The 26,793-nt window shown below is 38.5% G+C and carries 21 protein-coding genes and 3 tRNA genes; 11 read left to right on the forward strand and 13 right to left on the reverse strand.

Features of this window, described 5'->3' with window-relative positions; translation table 11 throughout:
• Positions 1 to 16: 16 nt before the first annotated feature.
• Complete coding sequence (locus EMK97_RS07530) at positions 17 to 1,459, reverse strand: alpha/beta fold hydrolase (protein ID WP_130600884.1); 1,443 nt, start codon at positions 1,457 to 1,459, stop codon at positions 17 to 19.
• Between the two features lie 292 nt (positions 1,460 to 1,751).
• On the opposite strand from EMK97_RS07530, the gene EMK97_RS07535 reads away from it, so the two are divergent.
• The 3 genes from EMK97_RS07535 to EMK97_RS07545 all read left to right on the forward strand — a co-directional run bounded on the left by EMK97_RS07535 (position 1,752) and on the right by EMK97_RS07545 (position 4,010).
• Positions 1,752 to 1,970: an EF-hand domain-containing protein gene (locus EMK97_RS07535; RefSeq protein WP_130600886.1), complete on the forward strand. Its 219-nt coding sequence runs from the start codon at positions 1,752 to 1,754 to the stop codon at positions 1,968 to 1,970.
• Positions 1,971 to 2,258: 288 nt separating this feature from the next.
• Positions 2,259 to 2,903 carry a PAQR family membrane homeostasis protein TrhA gene (gene trhA, locus EMK97_RS07540; RefSeq protein ID WP_130600888.1) on the forward strand — a complete coding sequence of 215 codons (645 nt, stop codon included), beginning with the start codon at positions 2,259 to 2,261 and terminating at the stop codon, positions 2,901 to 2,903.
• A 138-nt stretch (positions 2,904 to 3,041) separates the two neighbouring features.
• Positions 3,042 to 4,010, forward strand: a complete 969-nt coding sequence (locus EMK97_RS07545; RefSeq protein ID WP_130600890.1) for a DUF438 domain-containing protein — start codon at positions 3,042 to 3,044, stop codon at positions 4,008 to 4,010.
• 156 nt (positions 4,011 to 4,166) lie between these two features.
• Here the strand turns inward: EMK97_RS07545 and EMK97_RS07550 are convergent, their stop codons facing one another.
• The 8 genes from EMK97_RS07550 to EMK97_RS07585 all read right to left on the reverse strand — a co-directional run bounded on the left by EMK97_RS07550 (position 4,167) and on the right by EMK97_RS07585 (position 16,592).
• Positions 4,167 to 6,962 carry a TonB-dependent receptor plug domain-containing protein gene (locus EMK97_RS07550; RefSeq protein WP_130600892.1) on the reverse strand — a complete coding sequence of 932 codons (2,796 nt, stop codon included), beginning with the start codon at positions 6,960 to 6,962 and terminating at the stop codon, positions 4,167 to 4,169.
• A 324-nt stretch (positions 6,963 to 7,286) separates the two neighbouring features.
• Complete coding sequence (locus tag EMK97_RS07555) at positions 7,287 to 10,364, reverse strand: TonB-dependent receptor (protein ID WP_130600894.1); 3,078 nt, start codon at positions 10,362 to 10,364, stop codon at positions 7,287 to 7,289.
• Positions 10,365 to 10,847: 483 nt separating this feature from the next.
• Positions 10,848 to 10,923: transfer RNA gene (locus EMK97_RS07560), tRNA-Phe, on the reverse strand.
• A gap of 104 nt (positions 10,924 to 11,027) precedes the next feature.
• On the reverse strand, positions 11,028 to 11,336 hold the full coding sequence (locus tag EMK97_RS19350; protein ID WP_130600896.1) for a DUF1289 domain-containing protein: 309 nt from the start codon (positions 11,334 to 11,336) through the stop codon (positions 11,028 to 11,030).
• Between the two features lie 88 nt (positions 11,337 to 11,424).
• Positions 11,425 to 12,981: a SulP family inorganic anion transporter gene (locus tag EMK97_RS07570; RefSeq protein WP_130600898.1), complete on the reverse strand. Its 1,557-nt coding sequence runs from the start codon at positions 12,979 to 12,981 to the stop codon at positions 11,425 to 11,427.
• Between the two features lie 216 nt (positions 12,982 to 13,197).
• Positions 13,198 to 13,869 carry a GntR family transcriptional regulator gene (locus tag EMK97_RS07575; protein ID WP_130600900.1) on the reverse strand — a complete coding sequence of 224 codons (672 nt, stop codon included), beginning with the start codon at positions 13,867 to 13,869 and terminating at the stop codon, positions 13,198 to 13,200.
• 119 nt (positions 13,870 to 13,988) lie between these two features.
• Positions 13,989 to 15,536 (reverse strand): aldehyde dehydrogenase (NADP(+)), encoded by a 1,548-nt coding sequence (locus EMK97_RS07580; protein WP_246028906.1) that lies wholly within the window; start codon positions 15,534 to 15,536, stop codon positions 13,989 to 13,991.
• A gap of 42 nt (positions 15,537 to 15,578) precedes the next feature.
• A complete protein-coding gene (locus tag EMK97_RS07585) occupies positions 15,579 to 16,592 on the reverse strand; it encodes a 4-hydroxyproline epimerase (protein ID WP_130600902.1) in 1,014 nt (337 codons plus the stop codon).
• Positions 16,593 to 16,948: 356 nt separating this feature from the next.
• Between EMK97_RS07585 and EMK97_RS07590 the strand changes: the two genes are divergently transcribed.
• On the forward strand, positions 16,949 to 18,223 hold the full coding sequence (locus EMK97_RS07590; protein ID WP_130600904.1) for an NAD(P)/FAD-dependent oxidoreductase: 1,275 nt from the start codon (positions 16,949 to 16,951) through the stop codon (positions 18,221 to 18,223).
• A gap of 88 nt (positions 18,224 to 18,311) precedes the next feature.
• On the opposite strand, the gene EMK97_RS07595 is transcribed toward EMK97_RS07590, so the two are convergent.
• Together EMK97_RS07595 and EMK97_RS07600 are read right to left on the reverse strand one after the other, a co-directional pair.
• Entirely contained in the window at positions 18,312 to 19,895 is a 1,584-nt protein-coding gene (locus tag EMK97_RS07595) for a sensor histidine kinase (RefSeq protein WP_130600906.1), read from the reverse strand.
• Between the two features lie 276 nt (positions 19,896 to 20,171).
• Entirely contained in the window at positions 20,172 to 21,200 is a 1,029-nt protein-coding gene (locus EMK97_RS07600; protein WP_130600908.1) for a S1C family serine protease, read from the reverse strand.
• Positions 21,201 to 21,329: 129 nt separating this feature from the next.
• Here EMK97_RS07600 and EMK97_RS07605 point away from each other — a divergent pair, with 129 nt between their 5' ends.
• Entirely contained in the window at positions 21,330 to 21,671 is a 342-nt protein-coding gene (locus EMK97_RS07605; RefSeq protein WP_130600910.1) for a hypothetical protein, read from the forward strand.
• 21 nt (positions 21,672 to 21,692) lie between these two features.
• On the opposite strand, the gene trmB is transcribed toward EMK97_RS07605, so the two are convergent.
• Both trmB and EMK97_RS07615 read right to left on the reverse strand, forming a co-directional pair.
• Positions 21,693 to 22,427: a tRNA (guanosine(46)-N7)-methyltransferase TrmB gene (trmB, locus tag EMK97_RS07610; protein WP_130600912.1), complete on the reverse strand. Its 735-nt coding sequence runs from the start codon at positions 22,425 to 22,427 to the stop codon at positions 21,693 to 21,695.
• A gap of 202 nt (positions 22,428 to 22,629) precedes the next feature.
• Positions 22,630 to 22,968 carry a 50S ribosome-binding protein YggL gene (locus EMK97_RS07615; protein ID WP_130600914.1) on the reverse strand — a complete coding sequence of 113 codons (339 nt, stop codon included), beginning with the start codon at positions 22,966 to 22,968 and terminating at the stop codon, positions 22,630 to 22,632.
• A 121-nt stretch (positions 22,969 to 23,089) separates the two neighbouring features.
• On the opposite strand from EMK97_RS07615, the gene mutY reads away from it, so the two are divergent.
• The 6 genes from mutY (at position 23,090) to EMK97_RS07645 (ending at position 26,454) form a co-directional block, all read left to right on the forward strand.
• On the forward strand, positions 23,090 to 24,205 hold the full coding sequence (gene mutY, locus EMK97_RS07620) for an A/G-specific adenine glycosylase (protein ID WP_130600916.1): 1,116 nt from the start codon (positions 23,090 to 23,092) through the stop codon (positions 24,203 to 24,205).
• A gap of 30 nt (positions 24,206 to 24,235) precedes the next feature.
• Positions 24,236 to 24,508 carry an oxidative damage protection protein gene (locus tag EMK97_RS07625; protein WP_130600918.1) on the forward strand — a complete coding sequence of 91 codons (273 nt, stop codon included), beginning with the start codon at positions 24,236 to 24,238 and terminating at the stop codon, positions 24,506 to 24,508.
• A 150-nt stretch (positions 24,509 to 24,658) separates the two neighbouring features.
• Positions 24,659 to 24,734, forward strand: a tRNA-Phe gene (locus EMK97_RS07630).
• Positions 24,735 to 24,817: 83 nt separating this feature from the next.
• Positions 24,818 to 24,893: transfer RNA gene (locus tag EMK97_RS07635), tRNA-Thr, on the forward strand.
• 339 nt (positions 24,894 to 25,232) lie between these two features.
• The gene (locus EMK97_RS07640) at positions 25,233 to 26,282 is read left to right on the forward strand and encodes a GAF domain-containing protein (protein ID WP_130600920.1); all 1,050 of its coding nucleotides are present in this window, start codon (positions 25,233 to 25,235) and stop codon (positions 26,280 to 26,282) included.
• Positions 26,275 to 26,454, forward strand: a complete 180-nt coding sequence (locus EMK97_RS07645) for a hypothetical protein (RefSeq protein WP_130600922.1) — start codon at positions 26,275 to 26,277, stop codon at positions 26,452 to 26,454. The genes EMK97_RS07640 and EMK97_RS07645 overlap by 8 nt, the downstream gene beginning before the upstream one ends.
• Positions 26,455 to 26,793 lie beyond the last annotated feature (339 nt).

The following is a 26,793-nucleotide window of genomic DNA, read 5'->3' on the forward strand; positions in this document are numbered from 1 at the left end:
TTTATTTTCCTTAACTTTATTGAATACCGTTTACACTGGTCATAAAACTCTCTTCTGGCACATCATCAAGACATGACTCATCGAGTGCTTTAGGATCGCGACTGGTTAAAAACTCATTAATAATATCGCTAGCACAGGTACTCATAGCGACAGTATGGGAAGCATTTTTAACAACAATATGATGGCTATTAGGCAACGTTTTAGCCGAATAATCACCATTACTTGGCGGTGTTACTGGGTCTAAATCGCCGGATAATATAAGCGTTGGTACATTGGCTGTTACGCTTTGATAGAACTCCTGACTTGGACGATAGCTAGGGAATAATGGACAAATAACATCCCAGGCAAGGTGGCTGGTTTTACCATCAAAATTATTATCAGCATCCGCTTGACGCATTTGCTCACTAACCCTTGGTATATCTTCATTACAAACAATATTGAATAGCAAGCCGGTATAAACGATTTGCTCTCCTTCAGTGCGCGCAATCAAACCAATTAAAGGTTGATAGTTACCTAAATAGGCTTGGTGGATAACTAAAGGCACCATAGAGCGCCCTTCTACACCATACAGCTGAAAACGCAAATTACCGGTAAACTTAACTTCATCTAAGACAAATTTGCTCGGTGTACCTAAACGAGGATGTTGAATATCAATTGTTACTGGCTCTTTCGCTAAACGCGCTTTTACCGCTTGAAATTCTTGCGCTAGATTAGGAAAGGCTTGATGACAAGACTCACTCTTTTGACAGTTTTCCAATAGTAATCTAAATGAACGTGCGCCACTTTGACCAAACATACCAATAGGTACTTCGATTGGGCCTACGCTGTCTAATACGGCAGTATCAAGTGACTCAGGAAACATGCGCATGTAAACAAGGCCAGCTCGCGTTCCATAAGAGCCACCATAAATATTGACTTTTTTATGGCCTAAGGCTTTACGCACCTCATCAAAGTCTCGTATGGCATTTTCAGAATTAAACTGGCTTATATCGCCTTTAAACTGGGCAATGCAGTTTTTAACATCTTGTTCGTTGATCTCTGATGCTATTACTGCATAAACACTTTCTTCATCCTCTAAATCACAAGATAAAGCGCTACTTTCGCCCGTACCTCGTTGATCGACCAAAATAATATCGCGAGTTTTTCTCACTTCACTAAAAATACGATTTAAGCCAGTTGCTAGCTCAACCGCTGCTTGACCAGGCCCACCAGCCAAAAACATTAGCGGCGTTTTATATTCACTATTATCAATTGCTGGTAGCACAGCAAAGTTAATAGATATTTTCGCACCATCGTGCTGTTGATAATTCTCTGGCACAACTAACTTGCCACATTTAACTTGTGAGCGAATCTCACCTAAATGGCAATTTTCTATGGTTAAGTTGCTATTTTCTGCCGAACTAGCGGCTGATACTGATAACAAAGTAACAGTGAACAGCGCTTTCCACATTATTTTCATATTAAGCTTCCTTTTTAAATCTCCCCTACTTAGTCTTGAACTCAATTGATTTATTACACAAAAAATTAAAAATAATTTAAATCTAACTCAAGCCATTGAATAAAAATCAAAAAATATACAACTTCTTGGTCAACTCCCCTATTAAAATGAAGAATTATGAGCAAGCAATTGTTAGTAATCCTTTTTATTTGGCAAATTGAAATAAAATTTTTAACATTTACCATTCCCAAATGCGTCATTTCCAGATATGGTTTAGGTATAGAGTTTTTTATATCAGTATTGGAGACGTTTGATGGAATTAAACCAATGGGTAGATGAGTTATTTGAAGTGTTTGATGAAGATAAGGATGGCGTTATTAATCGTAGCGAATTTGTTGAGCTAATCGATGTGTTATTACAAGATAAAGGCATTCGCATGTGTGAAACCATCTTTAACCGCTTTGATAAAGACCATACTAATTCTATTTCAAAAGACGAACTTAAAGAAATGGTGATAGAGCTCGCTCTTTAAGCCCTTTTCTCCCTCAAAATCTAGCGGTTTAGTTATGTGTCTTGCTAAGCTTATGACATATGGCCTACTGCTAGTGATTGCTGCGCCAATCACTTCCCTTATTCCCCCTAAGTAAGCTTTTCACTTTTAGCTTCAGCTCAAATTAAGCTGAACATGCACTAAACGTACATATATACCAACCAAATTGCATAAGATACCAAGCTTTCTGCAAGTAATTTTAAATATCACTACTAGCGACACAATGAACAGTGTACACTTGTACGCTGAATTTTGTATTTGGGCACATACATGCAGCCAACAATTGCCAGTTATTGTAAAAAAGAAGAAAGAGCCAATGCTATCAGCCATGGCATAGGTGCTTTATTAAGCTGCATTGCTTTATACTTCCTGCTAATACAAGCAAGCTTACAAGCAAATAAACAAAGCATTTATTTCACTGCCTATACTATTTATGGTGTGAGCTTAATTACGCTATTTCTAGCATCAACCTGCTATCATGCAATCCATCATCCAAAGGCTAAGCAGCTGTTTAAGCTATTAGATCACTGCGCCATATACCTGCTAATAGCGGGCACTTATACACCACTACTACTGATAACACTTGCTGGTTCACTAGGCTATGGCTTATTTGTATTAATTTGGTCTATTGCCTTAGCTGGTATCGTTTTTAAAATCAAGCTTGGTAACCGCTACAAAAAGATCTCTTTAGCAACTTACCTAGGTATGGGCTTTATCTCTTTCGCTATTCTTGGCAAATTATCTGAAGCCTTGCCTAGCACAGCTATTGTGCTACTTGCGCTTGGCGGATTAATTTATTGTCTGGGCGTATTATTTTATGTGCAAAAGCACATTCGTTACACACATGCTATATGGCACCTATTTGTGCTTGCTGCGGCTATGTGTCACTTTTATATGATTTATTTATATGTGTAGCTTAGAGCTTAGAGCTTAGCTATTAATGAGCTACACAATGTTAATGTATAGCAGTTTTCCATTATCGGTATGATCTAACACAAAGCATAGTACGAACAAATAAGCGAAGATAAGCTTTTTGTATTATTCTTCTTTACTATGAAAGCAATACCTCAATATGCCATGGGTCTTCCAGAAGGCCACCCAGTTAAAGTATTTTTCCAAGAAAACGCCTTGATCCGCGCGTTACTGCAACAGCTTAATGAAGTCGATATCAATAGTGACTTTGAAACCTTCTTTAATATATTTAATCAACTAGCCACAGTAGAAAAGCGCTTTGCTCGCAAAGAAAATCAATTATTTCCCTACCTAGAAAAATACGGTTGGACAGGCCCTAGCCAAGGCATGTGGGCTTTTCATGACAAAATAAGAGATCAGTTTAGAACAATACGTGATTACATCGAACAAAAAGATTTTTTCCATATCGATAGCGCTTTATATTCATTGTCTGAAGATCTACAAGGGTTAATGCATATTGAAGTAGTGCGACTCTTTCCTAATGCCTTAGAGCTATTATCAGAAGATGATTGGCAAGAAATGCGAGCTAGCGATGAGGAAATTGGCTGGATGCTTTCTGAAGCGCCAACACCTTACCCACCACAAGATGATACACACCCAGGAGAAGAGAGACGCAAAAAGAGACTACCATTCTCTACCGACGATCGTATTCGCTTAAATGAAGGTTTTATGACAGGTGAGCAGTTGAACCTTATGCTGCAATTTATGCCTGTTGACCTAACCTATGTAGACGAAAATGATAGAGTGGTATTCTATAACCGCGGTGAAAACCGTGTCTTCCCTCGTTCTGCCGGCATTATTGGCAGAGAAGTAAAATTTTGTCACCCGCCAAAATCAGTTGATACTGTGCTAGAAATTCTACAAGCCTTTAAGCAAGGTAGCCAAGATACAGCAGAGTTTTGGATTGATTATAGAGAACGTAAAATTCATATACGTTATTTTGCTATTCGTGATATTGAAGGCACATATAAAGGTGTAATTGAAATGTCTCAAGATATTACCGATATACGCAAAATTGAAGGACAAAAGCGCTTACTTGATTGGCAATAATTATATTGCAATATTTAAACAACTCCCTACTTGAACTAGCCAAAATAACTTAGCTATTATTTAACGAAATAAATACAAAAAACCCACCACATTACTGTGGTGGGCTAAACATGAACTTACTCAAAGAAACCTCTTTAAGTAATTTATAACGACAAATTAAAACTCTTTCTTAACACCCATGTAGAAGAACCTACCACGGAATGAATACAAGTTATCATCTGTAGAAGTAACACCTTTATCTAAATAAGGCGGTTCTTTATCAAATACGTTTTGAATACCAAAATGAACATCGGTTCCAATTGAGTCAATGAAGTAACCCACTTGCATATTATGAATAAAAGTTGCATCCATGATATCTTCTTTTTCTACATCACCCACCTTATAGGTACGAGTCTTATAAATAACTTTATCGGCGTCATTTGGATCTGTATCTGCGACAAGCACTTTAAGATCACTGTTATAGTTGAAGTCCCAAGTTGCACGAAAGTTACCCATACTCCAATCAAGTTGCATTGCCGCTTTCCACTCAGGAATACTACCAAATGCAGCATCATAAGTACCTACGATATCTCTAAACGGTGTATCACTGGTATCCTGAACTTCAAAGGAATCCATTAAGGTAGTATCTAAGTTGATACGCCACTCACCAATATCTGTCTCTAATACATAATTTGCATTAAAATCGAAACCAGATAAGTTGCGCGCGGCAATATTATTTGCTGGCGCAATGACTGTTTGAATATAGCCAGTACCATTATTACTACGTAATACATCACCTGCATATTCGGGGTTACCAGCAAGGTTTTGATCAATAACATAATCGGTGCTGGCAAAAACGACATTGGTTTGCTCGATATCGAAGTAATCTAAAGTAAACGATAAGTTATCAAGCGGCTCCACCACTAAACCTAACGTCATATTCTCTGCTTCTTCAGGTTTTAAGTCTGGGTTACCACCACCGATCACATCAAAACTTTGAATGGCGTTTTGGCTATATTGTGGATCTAACCCTAAGGCAACACACCTAGGGTCTGAAGAGCTAAAATTAGCTTCGTTATTAGGATTACACGGATCGTATAAATTAGTGGTAAGTGATGACGTACGCCCTTGGTACATTTGCGCCATAGTAGGTGCTCTAAAACCAGTACTATAACTTGCACGAAGTTTTAGCATATCAAGTGGTTGATAAATAACACCAAACTTAGGATTAGTGGTGCTTTCATCAATATCGCTATAATCACTATAACGAACTGCAGCTTCTACTTCTAAGCTATCAAGTACCGGAATTGCTAATTCTAAATACAGCTCAGTAATTTCTCGTACAGGTGAAATAACTGGTGTACTAGACTCCCCCCAAGATACATCAAAGGTAGCTGTACGTTGTGCTTGATCAACTTCCATTGAAAGCTGATCTTCACGATACTCAATACCAGATGAGAACATTAAGTCACCCGCTGGCATAGATACGATAGGACCTGAAATATGCGCCTGCATAAACATCAAATCATTTTTATTAGTTACTACAGGTGCTGTTGTGTTGATAAAATCAAGCATTTCAGTAGTAATTGAGCCTTCAGGACCAAATACATTTAGTGCTACACAAGTTGGATCTGCTTCTGTTTCACACTCATCTGATAAGGCACGCTCAATTTGATTAATTGACGGCTGTGCACCACCACGGCTAATTAGCTCTGCAGACTGGCTTGAGAAGTTAACTTCCCAATCATACTCTTCAAAAATGGTACCTTGTAAGCCTAAGGTATAGCGCTTGATATTATTATCTGTTTTATAAATGCGTGGGCCATATTCGCTAAAACGACGCGTTACGTTACCGGCAATACCAAATGGGTTATATTTTTGATTTGGACCTACACCAAAGTTATTTCCGTCTGCATCAGGGTAACGTTTAAAGGCATTTGGTGTATCTACGTTATCACCATACCAACCTGTATCTGTACCTGGAGGCGCTTGATTACCTTGCACAAAGCCATCATGGAAAGAAAGCTCGGTAAAAAAGATAACATCATCACTTAATTCATAATCAGCAGTTACAAAAACACTGTTAGTTTTGTTATCGTTTGCACCTGATTGTGCAGCACGATAGTTATAGCCCATTTCATCATAGTCAAATAAAACAACTTGCGAAGGGTTACTTGCATCAGGAACGGTCCAAGTTTTACCATCTGTTCCATCTAAGCCAAAACCTGATAAACGCGAAAATGGTGTTGTACCAGAGCTAACATCTGTACCGCCCATATATTCGCGATCTGTATCGCGGGTCATATAACGGTCTTTTTCTTCCCAACCGTCATTGTTACTACTCGAAGCAGCAATCATGACACTACCTTTATCAGTACTAAAGCCCATCACTAGACCAACTTCACGTTCTTCAGCATCGCCTTCTGAAGACTGACCATAGCGAGCATTCACTTCAAAGCCTTCATAATTGCGCTTAGTAATAATGTTTACTACACCAGCAATCGCATCTGAGCCATAAATTGCAGAAGCGCCATCTTTTAGTACTTCAATTTGCGCGATTGCTTCAAATGGCACTGTTGATAAATCGACTAAGCCATCTTCGTCTGAACCAACCATACGGCGGCCGTTTAATAAGATAAGAGTATTCGTTGCTTCAATACCACGTAAAGTGGCAGTTTGAATATTGTTAGCACCAGAACTACTTTGGTTATTAGCACTCGCACCTGTTATTGCAGGCAAACGACGTAGCGCTGTACTAACATCTGTAATTCCTAGCTTAGTCATCTGTGCTTTCGATACCACAGTAATTGGCGAGGTTGAGGCAACTTCTGCACGCGCAATACGCGAACCTGTTACCATAATTTTTTCAACTTCCGCTTCTTCTGCAGCAAAAGCAGGAGTAGCAAAGCCCGTTGCCATGGATAACATAGCAGCAGACAAAGCAGAAAGTTTAAAAGTCTGATTATTTCTCATTGTAATTCCTTGTTGTGTTTTGTTGTTGTAATTATTGTTATGCATCCATACTGCAATAGCTTAACTAAGCTAATACGACCAACTTAGTAACAACCAAATTGAATACAATATAATATGTATACTATACAGAGATTGTCATTTCAATAACATTTAATAACTTACTACTAAGGTTTTCGCAGATAGTTATTAGAACTCTTAGCCTAGTTGGTCATACTAATCTCAATGAACTAACGTTGTTTTATCGTGTAATGACAAATTCAAAGCACAAAAAAACCGCGGCTTTAAAAGTCGCGGTTTTTAATATTTCTAAAAAGTTAACTTATCTTAGAAATCATATCGAGCTGTGAATAAGAAGCTACGAGGAGCTTGGTAACTAGTTGGATTACCATAGTTTGGATCTTTCAAACCAATTGTCTTATCAAACTCTGTCATATCGTTGTATGTTGTAGCAGTGTTAGAATCAAGTACGTTAAATACTTTAGCTGATAACAATACTTCACCATAACCTACATCAATACGGTAGTTAACACTCATATCTAAGCTAGTAATCCAATCACCATGACCACCAGCGCCACGAGGAGACGGTTCACCATTAGTGTAGAAGTTTTCTCTATCCCAATCTTCACACCAAGTAACATCTTTCTCAGGAGCACAAGAACCAGCATCTGTTGGATGGTAACCTAAAATGTTACGAGCACGACCTTCTTGAGCGAAGAATACTAAACCAACATTTAAGTTATCAGTAATATCGTAACCACCGAAAACTTTAAACTTATGAGGAATATCATTTGATGTTCTACCGTAAGAGTAATCGGTAAACTCAGGGCTATCAAATGAGCCAGACCAACCTGGATCCGCTTGAGAGTGAGTACCACTTACTAAACCTTCAGTGTTACCTTCAGATTTAGAGTATGTGTAAGACGCTTGTAACGTTGAATTTTCTGTAGGCTTACCTTCAAGAGTAAACTCTAACGCCTGATATGTTCTTTCCGCTTTTGGTAAACCGATATAGTCAGCAGACCAAGTTACGCCTTCACCACCTGAAATTACACCATCTTCATTTTGGTCATATGCTAAGTGAACTGGAGAACCTGGGTTAATGACAATACCAACCCAAGAACTACTAATATCCCAATTAGGATCTAACTTAGCAGCTTCCTCTGGATTTTGCTCCATCCACTTAGTTAACGTGTACTTCATGTTGGTATCTTCAATTGAAGAAATTAGGTCTTGATAAAGGTATCTAGCACCAACAATCCAGTTTTCATTTAGCTCATGAGTAACAGACACTGAGATTTCATCGCTGTACATAGGATCTAAATCAGCATCAACTAAAGTCTCATGTGGCTGAGTAAATGTACCATCACCATAGTTAAGTAGGTACATTGATTCAGGGTTAACTGGTAGGTAATCTGCACCAATTGAATCAAATGTGGCGTAATCGTATTGGTTAGTTTCACCTAATGTCATACGAACACTTGTATTTGGTGAAATAGGCATATAATAACGACCGTAGTTAACAGACACTTTAGTGACACCTTCACCACCAACATCCCAAATAGCACCTAAGCGAGGAGCCCATTGGTTGTCCATTTCTGCGTAAGTATCACCTTCACCTGTTTTAGATTCAAAGGCACTGTTACGTAAACCGATGTTTAAAGTAACTTCATCTGTTACGTTCCAAGTATCTTGGATATAGAATGCGCGATTAACTGACTCTGCAGTACCTACACGATCATAACGACGTGCACGGAAGTAGTCATCACCAGCCGCAATACCTTCAGCAGGGCCCTGACCCAACTTAGCACGCTCACCATTGATCCAATCTAGAGTACCTTGACTCATAATACGGTATTCGTATTCTCTGCCGTCACCTGCGTATTCAATGTTATCAGAAGTTTCTACCACTTCTTGGCTATAACCAAAACGAATGGTGTGGTCACCGATTTCCCAATCTAAGTCAACACGAAACTGTGTACGTTGGTCATCACGTAATTCATTTCTGTATGTACCAACCCAGTCACCCATTTTATCCCAGCCCCAAGCGTCGCGACGATCCCAAATAGGCGTCATATCGGCAGTTGGGTTAATTGAGTTAGATGTTTGCTCTGTTACACCATAAATAGCACTTAATGTGATCTCATCAGTAATGATACCGTCGTAGTTAACAGACCACATTGAACCACCCCAAGTAGATTTTTCAGGATCTGATAAAGCACCTGATGGGCCTGTTCTAAAATAGTAATCCTTTTCCCACTCATTATTTAGCGCAGTAATACCTAAGCTATGTTCATCATTAATAAACCAATCAACTTTAGCTAGCCAGTAATCAGCTTCTTCATCTTGATAAGAGTAACGTCTTTCGCTAAGTTCAGCTTTCTCGTTAGCATAGTCATCATCAATTTTTTGTGGGTTAAAAATACCGTAAAAGAATAATGTATCTTCAATAATGGCACCACTAGCGTAGATGTTATAACGTATTTCTTCATATGAAGAATCACCATTATTATCGATCATAATAGGATCAAATGGGTAGTTACCATTCTCATCAGCTGTTGTGTCATATCCCCAAGTATCAGGAGAAGTAGACGATAAACTGCTAGGAATGTAATCAACGGTTACACCAAATTTGAATTCATTGTCACCAGACTTTGAAACCAAATCAGTAACACCACCAATAAACTGACCGTATTCAGCAGAAACACCACCAGTTACAACGTTAGTTTGCGCAATTGCTTCCCAAGGTAAATCAACATGACCTAAGCCTTTACGAATATCGGTAATATTAAGACCGTTTAAGAAGTAACCGTTTTCAGCAACAGAAGCACCGTTAAAAGATGCACCACGACCATAGTCATCATCTGGGTCAGCAGCAAGTGAAGAACCAGGAGCTAATAATGCAACTGACGTTAAGTCTTGACCTACAGGTAACTTAGCTAAGTCTTCAGCAGTCACAACTAATTGTGTAGTAGAGCTTTCAAAATCAACCATTTGCACCTTTGAACCTGTAACACTGATTCTTTCAAGGTCGCTGCTAGTGAACATAGCGATGTTGAATGATGCTTTTGTACCAGCTTTAACTGTTACTTTTTGCTCTTCTATTGTTTCATATCCGTTTTTAACAAAACGAATAGTGTAGTTACCGATAGGAAGTGCCTTCATATTGAAGTTACCGTTACTATCTGTAACTGTAGAACGAACTAAACCTTTTGATTCATGCTTAATCTCTACCTGTACATTTTCAAGGCTAGAGCCTGATTCCACAGATACTTGACCAGCAATGCTACCATTGATTTTGTTAGCCGCTATTGCGTTAGGCATTGAAAGCATTAATGCAGCACTAACAGCAACTGCAGCTAATGATTTCTTTGACGTAAAGCCAGCTTTAATAAACTTAGACATTATTACCCCTTGGTTTCATTATTATGTTTTTTCTTATTTTAAGATTCACTACCGTGGCAGTTCATCAAACAAACACATATTGTATACAATATATATACATCGAGTATATTTCAGCCATAAGTTACGATCAATAACTTTTTAACGCATTTATATGACAATTAAATATAACCATTAAAAACATATAGTTACCTATTATACGAGACTTTTCGGAGTTTTAAAGGAGTCTAAATAACAGCCAAATCGCTCAGAAAACAGACAGGGAATTACATAAAATCACTAAGAAAAGCGGATCTTTTTTGAATTTTTTAGCAATAAATATGAATAAAAACCTGACCAATTAGTAAACAAATACATAATTGAGCCATGCCTATAATTGAATACTGCTATATGCTTTAAGAAATGAAGGGTTAGCTTGCCAAAATCATGGTAGGAATAATGAAGCTTAAGATCAAAAAAGCCTTAGCATAAGCTAAGGCTTCAATATGGTGCCCCGACCCGGAATTGAACCAGGGACACGAGGATTTTCAATCCTCTGCTCTACCAACTGAGCTATCGGGGCATTAACAAGTAGGGCTTGCTAAAGAGCGCGTATAATAGCTAGATTTGATCTGTCTAGCAACTGTTTTTTAAGGTAGTTTAACAAAATTATTTGATTGTTCAGCGCTACAATTCAAAGTCGCTAAAATCTAGATCACTATCTTTTTTTATTGAAGTTTTACTTGGTGGATCAAGTAATGAGGGTTGCATATCTTCAACAGGCGGCTGTTCAACAACTTTTGCTTTTTGTTTACTTAATTTACGCTTACGTCTTTGAATACAGCGCTTAATAACTTTCTGCTTGTCATCATTATCATACTCGCCCCAAGACTGACGCTCTTCACGCGTTCTCATGCAACCTAGACAATAACCCTTCTCATCAGATTGGCAAATACCAACACAGGGGCTTGGTACATCAAAAAAGTCTAGTTGCATATATGATACATCCCTTTTAACTAAAGTACGCTGAACACTCTACTTAATTAAGTATAAGCTAACAACGTACTTTTTAAACTGAATTAAGCTAAGCAAGCTTGTCAGTGGCAATATGATAATCAGGATCTTCAATTAGATTTAGCTCTACTAACTTATCTGCTTTTTCTAATAAATCCTTACACTCTTGGTTTAAGTGCATTAAATGCATAGTTTTACCGCGTGATAGATAACGTTCAGCTAAGGTATCAATTGCTTCAATAGCAGAGTGATCAGCAACTCGGGCATTCTTAAATTCAACAATCACATCGTCACTGTCTTCATCAGGTTTAAATTGCTCCAAGAAGTTTGATACAGAGCCAAAGAAGATTGGACCATTTACTTCATAAACGGTTGAGCCTTTCTCATTAGTAGTTCGAGTCACTAAAATATGTTTCGCATGCTCCCATGCAAATACAAGCGCCGAAACAATAACACCAACAACTACAGCTACCGCTAAATCTGTTGCCACCGTAACACCTGATACTAGTACGATAACGAATGCATCAGCTTTAGGCACTTTGCCTAAGATTCTAAAACTTGACCACTCAAAAGTACCAATAACAACAATAAACATTACACCAACTAAAGCAGCCAATGGAATTATTTCAATTAAGCTTGAAGCAAAAAGAATAAAGCCTAACAGTGCCACAGCCGCAGTAATTCCCGAAGCTCGACCTCGACCACCTGAATTTACATTAATCATAGATTGACCAATCATGGCACAACCACCCATACCGCCAAAAAAGCCTGTTACTGTGTTAGCCACCCCCTGAGCAATACACTCTTTATTACCACGGCCACGAGTTCCGGTTAATTCATCAATAAGAGTTAAGGTTAACAGTGATTCAATCAAGCCAATAGCAGCAAGCACTAAAGCAAACGGTAAGATAATAGTTAATGTTTCTAAGTTAAAAGGCACATTGGGAATAGAAAATTGTGGTAAGCCACCCGCAATAGATGCTGCTGGATCATTGGTCATATCTCTAACAAAATCAACTACAGTGCGAGCTTCAAGCCCTAGACTTTGCACCAGTACAGTAACAACAACAATAGCAACAAGTGAAGAAGGTACCGCTTTAGTAAGCTTTGGCAATAAATGAATAATTGCCATAGTAAGAATAATCAAGCCCGCCATAGTATATAACGCTTGTCCTTGCATCCACTCAAGCTCACCTGCACTATTAGTGACTTTAAATTGGCCTAATTGAGCTAAGAAGATAACAATAGCTAAACCATTAACAAAACCTAACATTACTGGATGAGGTACTAAACGGATAAATTTACCTAACTTAAATAGCCCTGCCAGTATTTGCAGTAAGCCGGTCAGTACGACAGTAGCAAACAGGTATTCAACACCATGAATTGCCACTAAGCTCACCATCACTACTGCCATAGCACCAGTAGCACCAGAGATCATACCTGGGCGGCCACCAAAAATAGAGGTAATTAACCCCACCATAAAGGCAGCGTATAAACCAACGAGTGGCTCTACACCCGCAACAAAAGCAAATGCTACCGCTTCTGGCACTAAGGCTAAAGCTACGGTTAAGCCCGATAGCACATCATTTTTCAAGTTAGCAACTTTACTTGCGTGTAATTCAAACATTATGATCTCTTGAGTTTCTGTGCACTGATTTTGAACAATCAGTAACAAACAGGGTTGGTTAATCTTGTACACCTATTAGCATAGATAAATTAACAAGATGTATTGATTTTAAAGGGCGGGAATACTAAAGATTTATAGGGGGAAAGTCAATATTTGCTTACTTTTAGTACAAGCAAAAGTAAGCAAATATTTAGACTATAGATATAACTGAAAAGGCTACTGGCTAATTACGGATTCACGTTGTTCTAAGAATGCTTTGATTTCATCCCTTGAACCCAAAATATGCTGTCTTAAAATTTCTACAGCCTGTTCAACATCACCTGACTTACAACATTCAAGTAATTGATTATGCTCTGGACCTGCTTTTGAAATACCACCAGCCCATAATAAATGCATACGAATATAACGATCAGCATTCTTATTTAGCGTGTTAACTAAATCTTGAGTTTGTGGTCTGTTAGCAGCAGAGTACAGACAATTATGATAACGAGAGTTTAGCTCGCTCCAAGTATTGGCAGCATTCTCTTTACCTAATGCCTTATCAAGTTGTGATAAGATATCGGTAGCTTCAGCTAACTTAGCTTCAGTTAATAAAGGCAATGAAGCTGCTAATAAGTTACATTCGATCATTGCTCTTAGCTCGAACAATTCATCAACTTGATCAGCATTTAATTCAGTGGCAGTTGCCCCTTTATGCGGCTCAAAAGAAACTAAACCTTCAGCTTCTAGTTGCAGCAGTGCTTCCCTTACCGGAATTCGACTTACATTTAATTCTTCAGCTAAGGCTGCTTGTCTTAACGGATCTCCCGCCTTAATTTCGCCACTGAGAATCTTCTCTCTCAGTGTTTCAACCACTAGCTGCGTTCTAGTTTTATATACTATGGTCATAACATGTTTCCTAAAAGTACTGGCACATATTATAAGGACTCTTTAACATAAAACCATAAAAAAAGGAGCTATTTTTCAATAACTCCTCATTTTTTTTGCATTTTTACGCAAAAGAACAACTATTTTAACAATTCAGGCAATAATTCTGCTGGCATGTTTTGGTAACAAATTGGTCTTTGGAAACGCGTAATCGCTTTACTACCAACTGAGGTTGTACGTAAATCAGTTGATGCTGGGAATGGACCACCATGGTTCATTGAAGCACAAACTTCTACACCGGTAGGCATTTGGTTGTAAATTAAACGTCCTACTTTATGTACTAATAACTGAGCAACTTGACGTGTTGCCTCTAAATCAGCATCAACGGCATGTATAGCACCTGTTAACTGACCTTTGATGTAAGAAATAAATTCTTGTTGCTCAGCAGCGTCTTTACAGCGAACAATTAATGCAGTAGAACCAAAGACTTCTTCACGTAAAAGCTCATTTGTTTTAAACGTTGCTAAGTCAGTTGAGAATAAGTTAGCACGAGCGTGGTGTGCTACTTCTGCTGCTTGGCCTTCTGCGACTAATGTTGCTCCAGACTTTTTCCACTCTTCAACTGTGTCGATATAACCTTGTGCCATTTTCGGCGTTAACATCACACCTGCTGGTTGTGCGCTAATTGCTTTAGCCGCAGCAGCTTCAAATGCAGCGTAATTATCATCTTCAACAACAACCCATAAACCTGGGCTAGTACAGAACTGGCCCTGACCCATCATTAATGAGCCAACTAAGGCTTCAGCTAATGCCGGACCATCTTGTGCTACTTTATTCGCCATGATCATTTGTGGGTTTAAGCTACCTAATTCACCGTAAAAAGGAATTGGCTCAGGGCGCTCGTTGATTTGTTGTTGTAAAATTAAACCAACACGCTCAGAACCAGTAAAGCCTACAGCTTTTACTAGTGGGTGAGTTACAATTTGAGTGGCAATACCATAATTTTTACCTTGAAGTAATGAGAATACACCTTTAGGTAATTGACAAATTTCAATCGCTTTTAGAATCGCCTGTGCTACTAATTCAGCAGTACCTGGGTGTGCTGCGTGAGCTTTCATTATAACAGGACAACCTGCCGCTAAGGCAGAGGCTGTATCACCACCAGCAGTTGAAAATGCTAATGGGAAGTTACTTGCCGCAAAAACACCAACAACACCTAGAGGGATATAACCTAAACGAGTATCAGGCTTAGGCAATGGCTCACGTGCTGGATCTGCTAAATCAATCACAGCATCGTACTCACCACTTTCTAATAAGTCAGCAAATAAGTTTAATTGACCAACCGTACGACCACGCTCACCTTGAATGCGCATAGCTGGTAAGCCTGTTTCTGTGGTTGCAATTTCAACAAGCTCATCGCCTAAAGCAACAATTTGCTCACCAATGGTACGTAAAAATTGTGCACGCATAGCAGGCTCTAACGTGCCAAACGTTTTAAATGCTTCATTAGCAGCAGTAATTGCTTCATTTACTTCAGCTTCTGTTGCATCTGCATATGTTTGAGCTAATGCTTCACCTGATTGTGCATCAAATGCTGTAAAACCGCCTTCTACTTCGCCAGTCCATTCACCGGCAACTAAATTTTTACCTGAAATAGTCATATTCATCTCTTCATTTAACAAGGCCATGTGTTAGCGCATGGCATAATTGACTAATGTTTGTTGTTATTGTTAATTAACAATAAAACCAAACGCATACGGATCATCATCATCAATGGTAATAGTGTTTTGACCAAAAACATGTGCCCAACCTTGAATACTTGGTTTAATCGCAGTAATTTCACCGTTTGGCGTATTTAACTGCACCGTTTCTTCAATCTTGCCAATAAACTGGCTGCCGATATAACTTTCATGGATAAAAGTTTCACCTGCTTTTAAGTGACCTTTGGCGAATAGCTGAGCCATACGCGCACTAGTACCCGTACCACATGGCGAGCGATCGATTGCTTTATCGCCATAAAATACTGCGTTTGCAGCATCAGAATTTACATTTTGGCCTTTACCAGTCCAAAGTACATGAGAAACACCACATACCGTTGGATCATCTGGGTGTACACAAGAAACCGCTCTACTCGCGGCTTCTCTTACAATAGGGCTCCAGTGTAATATTTCGCTTGCACTCCACTCATCAATACCAGGGAAGTTATCTTGCGGTTCAACTATTACGTAATAATTACCACCATATGAAACATCAACCACAAGCTTACCTAAGCCTTCAATTTCCAAGGTTACATCACGATGAGCCAAGTATGCTGGCACGTTAAAAATCTTAACTGCGGTAACTTTTTTACCTTCTTGCTGATATTCAATGCGAATTTGTCCAGCAGGTACGTCCAAAATAAGGTGTCCCGGCTCTCTTGGCGTAATTAAGCCAGCTTCTAATGCAGAGGTAACAGTACCTATCGTACCGTGACCACACATAGGTAAACAGCCAGACGTTTCAATAAATAAAATAGACGCATCAGCATTTTCGCTGCATGGTGGGTATAAGAACGACCCTGACATCATATCGTGGCCGCGAGGCTCAAACATCAACCCTTGACGGATCCAGTCATAATTTTCTAGAAAATCTTGACGTTTCTCACTCATAGTTTCACCCTTTAAATTTGGGTGACCGCTTGTTACCAATCGAACAGGATTGCCACATGTGTGAGCATCAATGCATGCATATGTGCCTTTTATCATAGTGTTCCCTAACTTTAATTATCAAAAAGCCCACCTTGAGGAATCAAAGTGAGCGACATCATTGTATTTTATAACGTTTAACACGAATTAAAGGTTAAACTTTGTTAAGTAATGTCAGTAGTAAGGGCTTAGCTATATTATGCGCTTACTGCTGGACAGGCGCTTACCTGTCTACCTCTCAATCACTTTATTATTTATTAGTCAAAATAAACAGCATACTTTTGAAAGTATTACTAGTACCAACATCGAATATTGTATACAATTATTTCAATCAAGCAAGTGCTAAATCAAATTTTTGCATATAAAAGTTTATATAATACTCCACGCTAGAAGCGCTATTTTACAGGATATTTTTAATGAACCATAGTAACAACAAACACATAGCAGTAGTTGGTGCCGGTATTATCGGTATTAATTGTGCCTTATCATTAAGAAACCTTGGCTATGAAGTAACACTCATAGATAAAGAAGGTGTAGGTTCGGGTTGTTCTCAACGAAATGCTGGTCATTTTGCTACCGAGCAAGTATTTCCTTTAGCTGAAGCGGGGTTATTGTTACAACTTCCTAAGTTATTACTTGATCCACTAGGCCCTATGGCTCTTTCGCCAAGTTATTTTCCTAAAGCATTACCTTGGTTTCTTCGTTTTATGGCTAATATGCCAAGTAAAATTCGTAATAAAAATAGTGAAGCAATTAAGGCACTTAATAAAAATGCTATCGACTATTACAAGCCTTTATTAAAAGACGCTAACGCAGAGCACTTACTAACGACAGACGGTAGCCTATTAGTATTTGAAGATACCCCATATGATGAAGTGAAGCGCCACTGGCAACACTACCATGGCGCAGGAGTTAGCGTTGAGCTATTAAATCGTCAACAAACCCTGGCACTAGAGCCAAACTTAAGTGGTAAAATTAATCATGCCCTTTATTTCACTGATGTTGGTCATACAGCAAGCCCAGCAGCCATTTGTGATGCCTTAGCCGAGTCTGCGTTTGCTAAAGGTGTTCACTACCAACAATTAGAAATAAGCAATATCAGCGACAATAAAGATGGCGTAACCATTACAGCTAATGAGCAAAGCTACCAGTTTGATCAAATCGTTATTGCCACCGGCGCATGGTCAAAAGCAGTGTTAGCCCAACTAGGTTATAAACTGCCACTGGAAGTAGAGCGCGGTTATTCTCTTGATATTGCCGATAAGCAAGAAGGTACACCTTCGCTAAATCGCCCTGTAGCCTCAGCAGAAAGAAAGTTCATTATGACACCTATGCAGCATGGTTTAAGGCTATCTGGTACGGTTGAGTTTGCTGGTCTTAAGCAAAAGCCTAACTACAAGCGCGCTGATTTATTATTTCAACATGCAAATAAAATGTTAGATGAGATTAGCGATTTTGATCCTAAATCAGCAAGTGACGAGCAACGTTGGCTTGGTTTTAGACCATCACTCCCTGACTCTTTACCTGTTATAGGCAGAGCGCCAAATCATGACAATATATTCTGCGCTTTAGGTCATCAACACTTAGGGTTGACGCAAGGAGCTATCACAGGTGCGCTAATTGGTCAGCTTATTCAAGGGGAGAAAACCGATATAGACTTATCCCCATACAGCCTTGCTAGATTTAACTAATAAAATACTCAACTAATAAAGCACTCAATTAATAAAGACAAAAGCGGCATTTACAGCCGCTTTTGTCTTTATTGGCTAATAATAAATATCAAACCAAACTCATTTGCTGTTTTTCTTGGCCTATAGGCGTTATCGGTACTTTAACTTGAAAACACACCCCTTGCTCAACATCAACACACTTAATTGAGCCACCAAGTTTTGCATCAACTAGGTTAAACACAATATTTAAACCAAGTCCTGAGCCGCCCTGCCCGCGCTTAGTGGTAACAAAGGGTTCAAATATCTTATTGCGCACCTCATCACTAATACCTTTACCATTATCCTGATAGGTTAAAGTAAGAAAACCATTTAAGTGGCTAAATGCAATGGTAATTTCCCCGTCACTTCGACCTTCAAAGCCATGTACATGAGAATTCATCAAAAAGTTAGTAATAATTTGATTCCAAGCGCTGGGATAAGTGACAAAATTAAGCTCTTCATCCAAATCAAGGTTGATATGATAGTTCTTACGCTTAAACATGGTTTTTACCGTATTGACCACATCGCGAATATGTTTAGCTAAGTGTACTTTTGTTTCAGGATCGCTATGCTGCTCCACAGCAACAGATTTAAAACTTCTAATTAAATCAACTGACTTAGTTAAGCTTCGCTCAATAATTTGCTGGTATTCATTTAATAAATTGAGCGTATCAACTAGGTTAGACTTGGTCAGTTTTTCATTTACTATCGCCGCTTGTAAATCATCCACCTTTTCTTTCAATGCCGTGATAGAAGTAATACAGATACCTAAAGGGGTATTAACTTCATGAGCAACGCCGGCGACTAATTGCCCTAATGATGCCATTTTTTCAGATTGAACAATTTTATCTTTAGCCATGGTTAAATCATCAACGCTTTGTTGAAGCTGCTCATTACTTTGCGCTAACATGGCGGTTCTATCATGAACTTTCACTTCCAGCTCACCGTTTAAAGCAAGCAGTGCATTTTCGGCCTCTTCAAGCTTTACAATTTCTTCTTTTAAATTAACACGCATGGAGTTGATAGCATCAACTAAAAAATCTAACTCATCTTTATCTTGATTTCGTTTAGTAAGCTTAAGCTCATGTTCAAGGTTTTGACTGTCTAGCTGTTGTGCAAATGAAGTAATATGAAATAAATGACGGGTTATTAGCTGGTTAACAATAATAACAATGAAAAAAGCCAGCAAAAATATCTTGATAAATTCATTGGTCAAGATAAATCCAGCTTGTTGGTATAAGTTGCGATATATATCTTGATAATCGGCAAATACTTCTAACTTGCCAACAACATTATCGCCATAAACAATAGCATACTCAACAAACTTTTCTGCTTGAATATTAGCGTCGCCTAACTGACTTTGATAGTCATAATCATTATAAATTTTGACAAAGCCAATATCGGGCAAATCAACAATGCCTTGTAGCTGTACGGCAACTAAAGCTTCATTAAAATCCCAAAGGCTAGTCGCTAATGCTGGTAAATAACTTTTTTCAATATTGTCAAAACGCTGCTCTAGTTGGTGCACATCGTCTTTAAAGGAGGCGTAAAGCTGAATTAATGTAGAGCAGATAGAAAAGAAAATACTGCACAATAAAATATACGCCAATAAGCGTCGTCCTAGTTTATTGTTTACGCCAACAGCATTAATCATTATGCGCTCTTTGCCTAATTATTAAAAAATTCAGGCTATCTATTCCTATAAGTTAACCTCATTTAAAGCCTGTTGACGATAAAAGTCAACTTACAAGTTAATAGTTAACAACACGTTAACATCAGAGCAAATGCGCGCATGGACATAGCACAATCAAAGCATAATTAATCGCTCAGACAAAAAGAGCGGCTGCAATGGCCGCTCTTTACTTCGCCTCTATTTAGCTTTGATTGCTCATTGATTAGTGACAATATCAATAAAGAGCCTAGCTTCTAGTTAATCGACTAGCCAGTGAGTCGTTTTTACTTCACCATCGCGCAAATACTTAAAGACTATTTTTTCGCCTTTTTCTAAACCAGAAAGCTTTTGTTTTAATTTGACTGCTGACTCCAAATCCCGAATTTCCTGACCTGCGACTGATAGCAAAATATCACCGCCAAGTAGTACTGGGGTTCGACCAATCACCACGCTAATATCACCGCCTTTAAAACCTAATTTATCGGCCAAAGTTCCAGGAATAACATGCTGAATTAATGCGCCATGGCCTGCGGCATTATTTAGTGCGTACGCTTGTTTTTCATTAAGTAAGAAAGGAATAAAACCAGAAAAAGTACCAGGGTCGCTATCAATGACCGCTCGAATAGTATCAACCGAGACAACAAAGCCTAAGCCATTACTACCACCGCTTTTAGACAGTATATGACTAACAATACCAATAATGTCACCGTCTAAATTAAACATGGGTCCACCTGAGTTACCGACATTAATCGAGGCATCTGTTTGTAATAATCGAGGAACTAAGCTTGAGCCAGGGATCTCTTTACCATCGCGAATGCCACTTAAATAGCCGACAGATAGACTATGACTAACACCAAAAGGGGCACCAATAATAACAACACGCTCACCAACTTCATAACTTGCCGACTCAGCTAATGCTAACGGTTCGATATCACTTGGCACTTCAGCGGCTTGAATCATGGCTAAATCAATTAACGGCTTTACCCAAACAACATGACCTGTGGTTTTACGACCATCAGCAAACTCTACCTGTATAGCCGTTGCTTTATCAACAACATGAGCCGCAGTTAGAATGCGCCCTTCTTTACTCACTAAAGCACCTGAGCCTAATGAGCCTGCAGTTTGTTGCTTATAGGTTACTTGGCCTACTTGAGGATCAGCTAATGCTTGCACATGTAACTCAACTACCGCAGGATTAACCTTCTTAAATAGTTTTTGTACCGAGTTTGCCGCACATGCTTGTAGGGTAAGTAAAGATAGCGCTACCGCTAATAACATTCTCATCATTAAGATAAATCCATATAAAATTAACTAGGCTGTTAGTGTAACCAATACATTTATTTTTATCAGGTATTTCTACACTAAGCGACCATTTGAGTGATACCATAATAGCGAATGTAATATCTAGGAGCTTTCGTGGAAGTTATCGGTTTTTTAGCCATCTCATCATTATTATGGCTAATATGGCAGCTAGTTAGAGCTAAACAATTTAATCGCTTTAAACAGCGCATAGAAAAAGAGCTAAAACCTCAGGTTATTGAAGCAATCATTGCTGAGCTTGATGAAAGTCGCAGCGAGTTATTGCCAAATAATGAATGCCATCAGCAAGCCAGCCTTTTTTATTGGACCCAATATAAAAGCCGCATATTGCATGCGGCTTTAACAAAAGGTGTTATCGATAAATCTTGGCTTAGCGATACAGGCAATTTACGAAACGCCCAACATCTTTTCCATATTGAGCGCCAATATTTACCCTAATTGGCCAATTAAAATTGTCGGTTAGTCCACTTTACTAAACTGTAAATCCCAAACACCATGACCTAAGCGATGACCTCTGTTTTCAAACTTAGTCAGTGGTCTTGATTCAGGTCTTGGTACAAAATCATTAGTTTCAGATAAGTTCTTATAACCTTGTGAATTACGCATATCTTCTAGCATACATTCAGCGTAGTTTTCCCAATCTGTTGCCATATGAAATACACCGCCGACTTTAAGCTTTTGGCGAATGGTTTCAACAAACTCAGCTGAGACAATACGGCGCTTATGGTGCTTTTTCTTATGCCAAGGATCAGGGAAAAATAACTGCACTGTACTAAGGCTTGCTGAAGGAATACAATCAGCAAGAATTTCAATGGCATCGTGCTCATATACCTTCAGGTTATCAACTCCCTGCTCTACCGCATAAGAAATACAAGCGCCTACACCTGGCTTATGTACTTCGATACCGATAAAGTTTAGCTCTGGTGCTGCCTTTGCCATTTCAACCAACGACTTCCCCATACCAAAGCCAATTTCTAAGACAACAGGCTTGTCATTGCCAAAAACAACTTGAGGATCAATTAAGCCATCTTCATGGTTAAGTCCCATCGTTTGCCAATGCTCATTTAAAGCACGCTCTTGCCCTTTCGTTAAACGACCTTCGCGTTTTACAAAGCTGCGAACTTTACGAATGTACTTGCCTTCTTGCTCAGCCTGTTCAATGGTTTTATGTGTTTTCTCTGGTTTATCAGTCATTATTGATATCTTTTACTAATTTATCTTTAACTTATAAACTGCATTTACTTAACGCAGCTTAACTTTTTACTTTATCGCTCAACACTCAGCTTGCTGCCTGAGTGAATTAAATGCATTTTAGGCAAGGCAAATAAACTTAAAATAGTTCTTCATATTTTGAGTTTATTTAACGCAGCATAAAGTGCCTTTAAACAGTCAGAATTTATTCAGCCCACCAAACATCATATAACTCACTAACCGATACAGCCTTCGCACCATTATCCGTTAACCATTTTTCTACTGCCGCTCTATGCTCTTCTGTGCAAGAGCCTAATTTTTGTGTGCATATTAAGCCATGCCACAATGAATCACCCTCACCACCAAAACCTAAGCCATTTGCTTGGATTACTTGTGCAAAAAACTTATCAATAAAGCTGTCTAACTCTTCGCTAGTAATCTTTTCATCTAATTGCCACGCTACATCAAAGCCAAGCTCTTTAAATTCATCTACACGTAATTTTTTACGTAAACGACGGCTACGGTTTTTTGCTTCAAGTTTCATCTAATGCCTCTGCATGCTAATGGGCTAATTTTAAGTGGCAATATTATATGCTGCCAAGCAAGCAACAACAATCTGTTTTAGCTATTTGAGCTAAGCTGCAAATTTGCTACACTGGCGCGCCATGAAAGCACAAGAAATTATTTCCAAAGCATCTGCTTTGCAGTTCTCCTCACAAGTTATTACTTGGTATCATCAACAAGGCCGTAAGCACCTCCCTTGGCAGCAAGACAAAACCCCATACCGAGTATGGATTTCTGAAATCATGTTGCAGCAAACCCAAGTAAAAACGGTCATTCCTTATTACTTGAAATTTATGGATAGTTTCCCTACGGTTTTAGATTTGGCTAATGCCGATGAAGATACCGTACTACATCATTGGACTGGTTTAGGTTACTACGCTCGTGCAAGAAACTTACATAAAGCGGCAAAAATCATACGTGATAACTATCAAGGACATTTCCCAGAAAATATTGATGACGTGATAGCATTACCAGGTATTGGTCGCTCAACGGCAGGGGCAATTTTAAGCTTGTCATTAAATCAACATCACCCAATATTAGATGGTAATGTAAAACGTGTTCTTGCCAGAAACTACCTAGTTGAAGGTTACAATGGTTTAGCTAAGTTTGATAAAGCGCTTTGGCAACTCACAGAAACTCTAACACCAAGCAGCGAAACCAATCACTATAATCAAGCCATGATGGATATTGGTGCAACCGTTTGTACGCGAACAAAACCAAGTTGTTCTTTATGTCCGGTAGAATTGTCCTGTTTAGCAAATCAAAGTGAGCGTCAGAGCGAATTTCCGCAAAAGAAACCGAAAAAGAAAATACCGGAAAAAAGCACTATTATGGTGATCCCAAGAATAGCAACAGCGCAAACCTCACAGGTATTAATGGAAAAACGACCGCCTACAGGTATATGGGGCGGCTTATGGTGTTTTTATGAAATAGAAAAAACATCTTCACTCGATACTTTACTAAATAAGCTTGGCCTTAAAGCCAAAGAGCAATTAAGCTTACCTGAGTTTAGACACACGTTTAGCCACTTTCACTTAGACATAAAACCCATAGTTGTTGATTGTGAAAAGCTATCAGGTAATAAAATCAGGCAAGAAATAAACGAAACAACACCGCAAAGGTGGTATGATTTACAGCAAAATGAAAGCGTCGGCCTAGCCGCATCAACGCAGAAACTAATTAATCAATTAAGACCACTAGCACAGCTCATTGAATGAGCATAATTTACTAGCCAATAGAGAGTTATTATGAGTCGCACAGTATTTTGTCAGCATTTAAACAAAGAAGCCGAAGGCTTAGGTTTTCAACTTTACCCAGGTGAGGTTGGAAAACGCATCTTTGATAATATTTCTAAAGAAGCATGGGGCATATGGCAAAAAAAGCAAACCATGCTGATTAATGAAAAGAAAATGAATATGATGAATCCTGATGATCGCGCATTTTTAGAAACTGCCATGGTCGACTTTTTATTCGAAGGTAAAGAGCCTGAAATTGAAGGTTACGTGCCACCAAGTGAATAAATTGCTGCTTTAACGAGCCAAATGCCTTAAAAACAAGCAAACAAACATCTTTTCTAATAAAATCGCAAAAAAAGTGTTGACGGGGAAAAGGAAAAACAGTTTAATACGCCCCGTCTTAACGAGGCAGCACTTGAAGCCTAGTTACGCAAAGCCCCGATAGCTCAGTTGGTAGAGCAGAGGATTGAAAATCCTCGTGTCCCTGGTTCAATTCCGGGTCGGGGCACCATCTTTTGAAATGGTGCCATTATTTTTAATAACGCATTATTTCGGTGCCAAGGTATCTTTTAGATATCGCACACAGTTTAGTGTGCCGACTTAGCTCAGTTGGTAGAGCAACTGACTTGTAATCAGTAGGTCGCCAGTTCGATTCCGGCAGTCGGCACCATTTATCAGATAAGCCCTAACTTCGGTTAGGGCTTTTTTGTATCTACCGTTTAGTTAAATTCTTAATCAATTTTCATTTACACCAATATTTTATCTACCCTGCGCTATTTGTGATTTATACGTCAGCTTGTTATTTATTTCGTGTTATTAATAGGCACAATATCCAACCTATTTCGAACAAACACTATTAGGGAAAATTATTTGCTGGTTAAAATTCCGAACTGGGTATTGGCACCAGTAAAATCAGTTGGTTTAATATATTAAGTGAGTGCTTGGCTATTGCTAACATAATGATACTCATGCAAAATTACATAAAAACATATATCACACGTATCGTAGCATGGAAGAAAAATATCAAGATAAGCTAAAAAGCTTTATGGCTAAAGCTAAATTCAATAACAAGTACTCAGATAAAATAGTTGGTAGAACTCTTCTATTCTCAAATATATGGGCCACATTGTTGGCACCTATACTAATAGGCATTGGTATTTCCCACATATATAACTTACCAGAAAATGTATTACCTAACGCATTATTTTGGATATTATTAACCGTATTCTTGTTGATTCACTTAGCAACAGCATACTTAGTGCATCAAAATAACAGCAAATACTCGCTATACTCACAGGCAGTAGAGCTTGAAGAAAGCCACTCAAATGAGCTTACCAATACTAGAGACGAGCTAGCAAAATATATTCATGCTTTTAAAAAAGTAGCCCACCTTCATAGTAATCAAATGAGCACCCTATACTTAACAGCTTGTATTACTGATGAAGGTGTAGGGGAAATTAATCAAGTTGAAGATGGAACTTTAACTATTAAAGAGTTTATGGATAAAGCAAAAGAGCCCATTCGAGCCATAATTAGAACACTATGCTTAGAAAGAGAAGCCTTATTTGGCTATCGTTCACAAAGCCTATACAACATCGCTTTATACATGTATAACCATGAGGAAGACCACCTCTTTATGATCGAAAGAGATTGTGACTCTCGCCTTCCACAAAGAAACCGAGACTGGAAACCAGGTCATGGACATGTTGGACTTGCCTTCTTGCACAAACAAACAAAAATATCAGGTGACATAACCAAAAGTGACGAACTTGCCACCAACAATACAACTGAATCAGATAAAAACAATTATAAAAGCTTCATATCATTACCCATTTTAAGCTGTGAAGATGACGGCGACGTCAATAATGAAATAAAGCCACTGGGTGTACTAGTATTAACAAGTGCTGATGAAAGCCAATTCGAGCAAGATCGAGATTTACAATTTTTGACTACTATTTCTAAGTTTCTTGCTATATATTTAGCTAGTATAGAATCTCACTATTCTCACAATAATTTCAAGGCAAATGATGAAATTCAGGAAGGTGTTAAAGATGAGTAATACTAGCAATAAATCAGATACCGTACGTTCCAGTATATTGAAGCAAGATAGTGCTCATGCTTTAGTTAAAGCTCTTTCATCTCAAAGTTTCGATCCTAGCTTTGTAGATAAATGGTATAAAGAGCAAAGAATGGCTACGATCAGGTACGCTAGAGAGCTTGTAGCTAAATAATTGGTGAAATAGCACTCACTATTTCACCTGCTCATCAATCACTGCTTCATTTTATCACCCACCCAGTTCTTCTCAAGGTATGCATAGCGCATAGTAGTAGCAATATTGGTATGCCCTAAAATGTGAGCAGTTCCCTGAACTGTCATATCATTTTGCACTAATCAACTAGCACAAGTATGGCGAAAATCATGTACACGAAAATTTTCAATACCAGAGTTTCAATAGCGAGCCGAATCGCAATGGGAAAATGCTTACTCAAGTTATTTTCCCGATTAAGGATCTCTACCACCTAAGTAATGTTTAATATGCTTCTAACAACTAACTTCAATCAACAGCGCC

This window comes from Litorilituus sediminis (genome assembly GCF_004295665.1).
GTDB lineage: Bacteria > Pseudomonadota > Gammaproteobacteria > Enterobacterales > Alteromonadaceae > Colwellia > Colwellia sediminis.

Coding starts and splice junctions, on each gene's coding strand:
- EMK97_RS07580 (WP_246028906.1), bottom strand. CDS start 15,536: ATGGCCTTGTTAAATGAAGAGATGAATATGACTATTTCAGGTAAAAAT.
- EMK97_RS07625 (WP_130600918.1), top strand. CDS start 24,236: ATGAGTCGCACAGTATTTTGTCAGCATTTAAACAAAGAAGCCGAAGGC.
- EMK97_RS07585 (WP_130600902.1), bottom strand. CDS start 16,592: ATGATAAAAGGCACATATGCATGCATTGATGCTCACACATGTGGCAAT.
- EMK97_RS07590 (WP_130600904.1), top strand. CDS start 16,949: ATGAACCATAGTAACAACAAACACATAGCAGTAGTTGGTGCCGGTATT.
- EMK97_RS07615 (WP_130600914.1), bottom strand. CDS start 22,968: ATGAAACTTGAAGCAAAAAACCGTAGCCGTCGTTTACGTAAAAAATTA.
- mutY (WP_130600916.1), top strand. CDS start 23,090: ATGAAAGCACAAGAAATTATTTCCAAAGCATCTGCTTTGCAGTTCTCC.
- trhA (WP_130600888.1), top strand. CDS start 2,259: ATGCAGCCAACAATTGCCAGTTATTGTAAAAAAGAAGAAAGAGCCAAT.
- EMK97_RS07545 (WP_130600890.1), top strand. CDS start 3,042: ATGAAAGCAATACCTCAATATGCCATGGGTCTTCCAGAAGGCCACCCA.
- EMK97_RS07575 (WP_130600900.1), bottom strand. CDS start 13,869: ATGACCATAGTATATAAAACTAGAACGCAGCTAGTGGTTGAAACACTG.
- EMK97_RS07555 (WP_130600894.1), bottom strand. CDS start 10,364: ATGTCTAAGTTTATTAAAGCTGGCTTTACGTCAAAGAAATCATTAGCT.
- EMK97_RS07645 (WP_130600922.1), top strand. CDS start 26,275: ATGAGTAATACTAGCAATAAATCAGATACCGTACGTTCCAGTATATTG.
- EMK97_RS19350 (WP_130600896.1), bottom strand. CDS start 11,336: ATGCAACTAGACTTTTTTGATGTACCAAGCCCCTGTGTTGGTATTTGC.
- EMK97_RS07535 (WP_130600886.1), top strand. CDS start 1,752: ATGGAATTAAACCAATGGGTAGATGAGTTATTTGAAGTGTTTGATGAA.
- EMK97_RS07550 (WP_130600892.1), bottom strand. CDS start 6,962: ATGAGAAATAATCAGACTTTTAAACTTTCTGCTTTGTCTGCTGCTATG.
- trmB (WP_130600912.1), bottom strand. CDS start 22,427: ATGACTGATAAACCAGAGAAAACACATAAAACCATTGAACAGGCTGAG.
- EMK97_RS07570 (WP_130600898.1), bottom strand. CDS start 12,981: ATGTTTGAATTACACGCAAGTAAAGTTGCTAACTTGAAAAATGATGTG.
- EMK97_RS07640 (WP_130600920.1), top strand. CDS start 25,233: ATGGAAGAAAAATATCAAGATAAGCTAAAAAGCTTTATGGCTAAAGCT.
- EMK97_RS07600 (WP_130600908.1), bottom strand. CDS start 21,200: ATGATGAGAATGTTATTAGCGGTAGCGCTATCTTTACTTACCCTACAA.
- EMK97_RS07530 (WP_130600884.1), bottom strand. CDS start 1,459: ATGAAAATAATGTGGAAAGCGCTGTTCACTGTTACTTTGTTATCAGTA.
- EMK97_RS07595 (WP_130600906.1), bottom strand. CDS start 19,895: ATGATTAATGCTGTTGGCGTAAACAATAAACTAGGACGACGCTTATTG.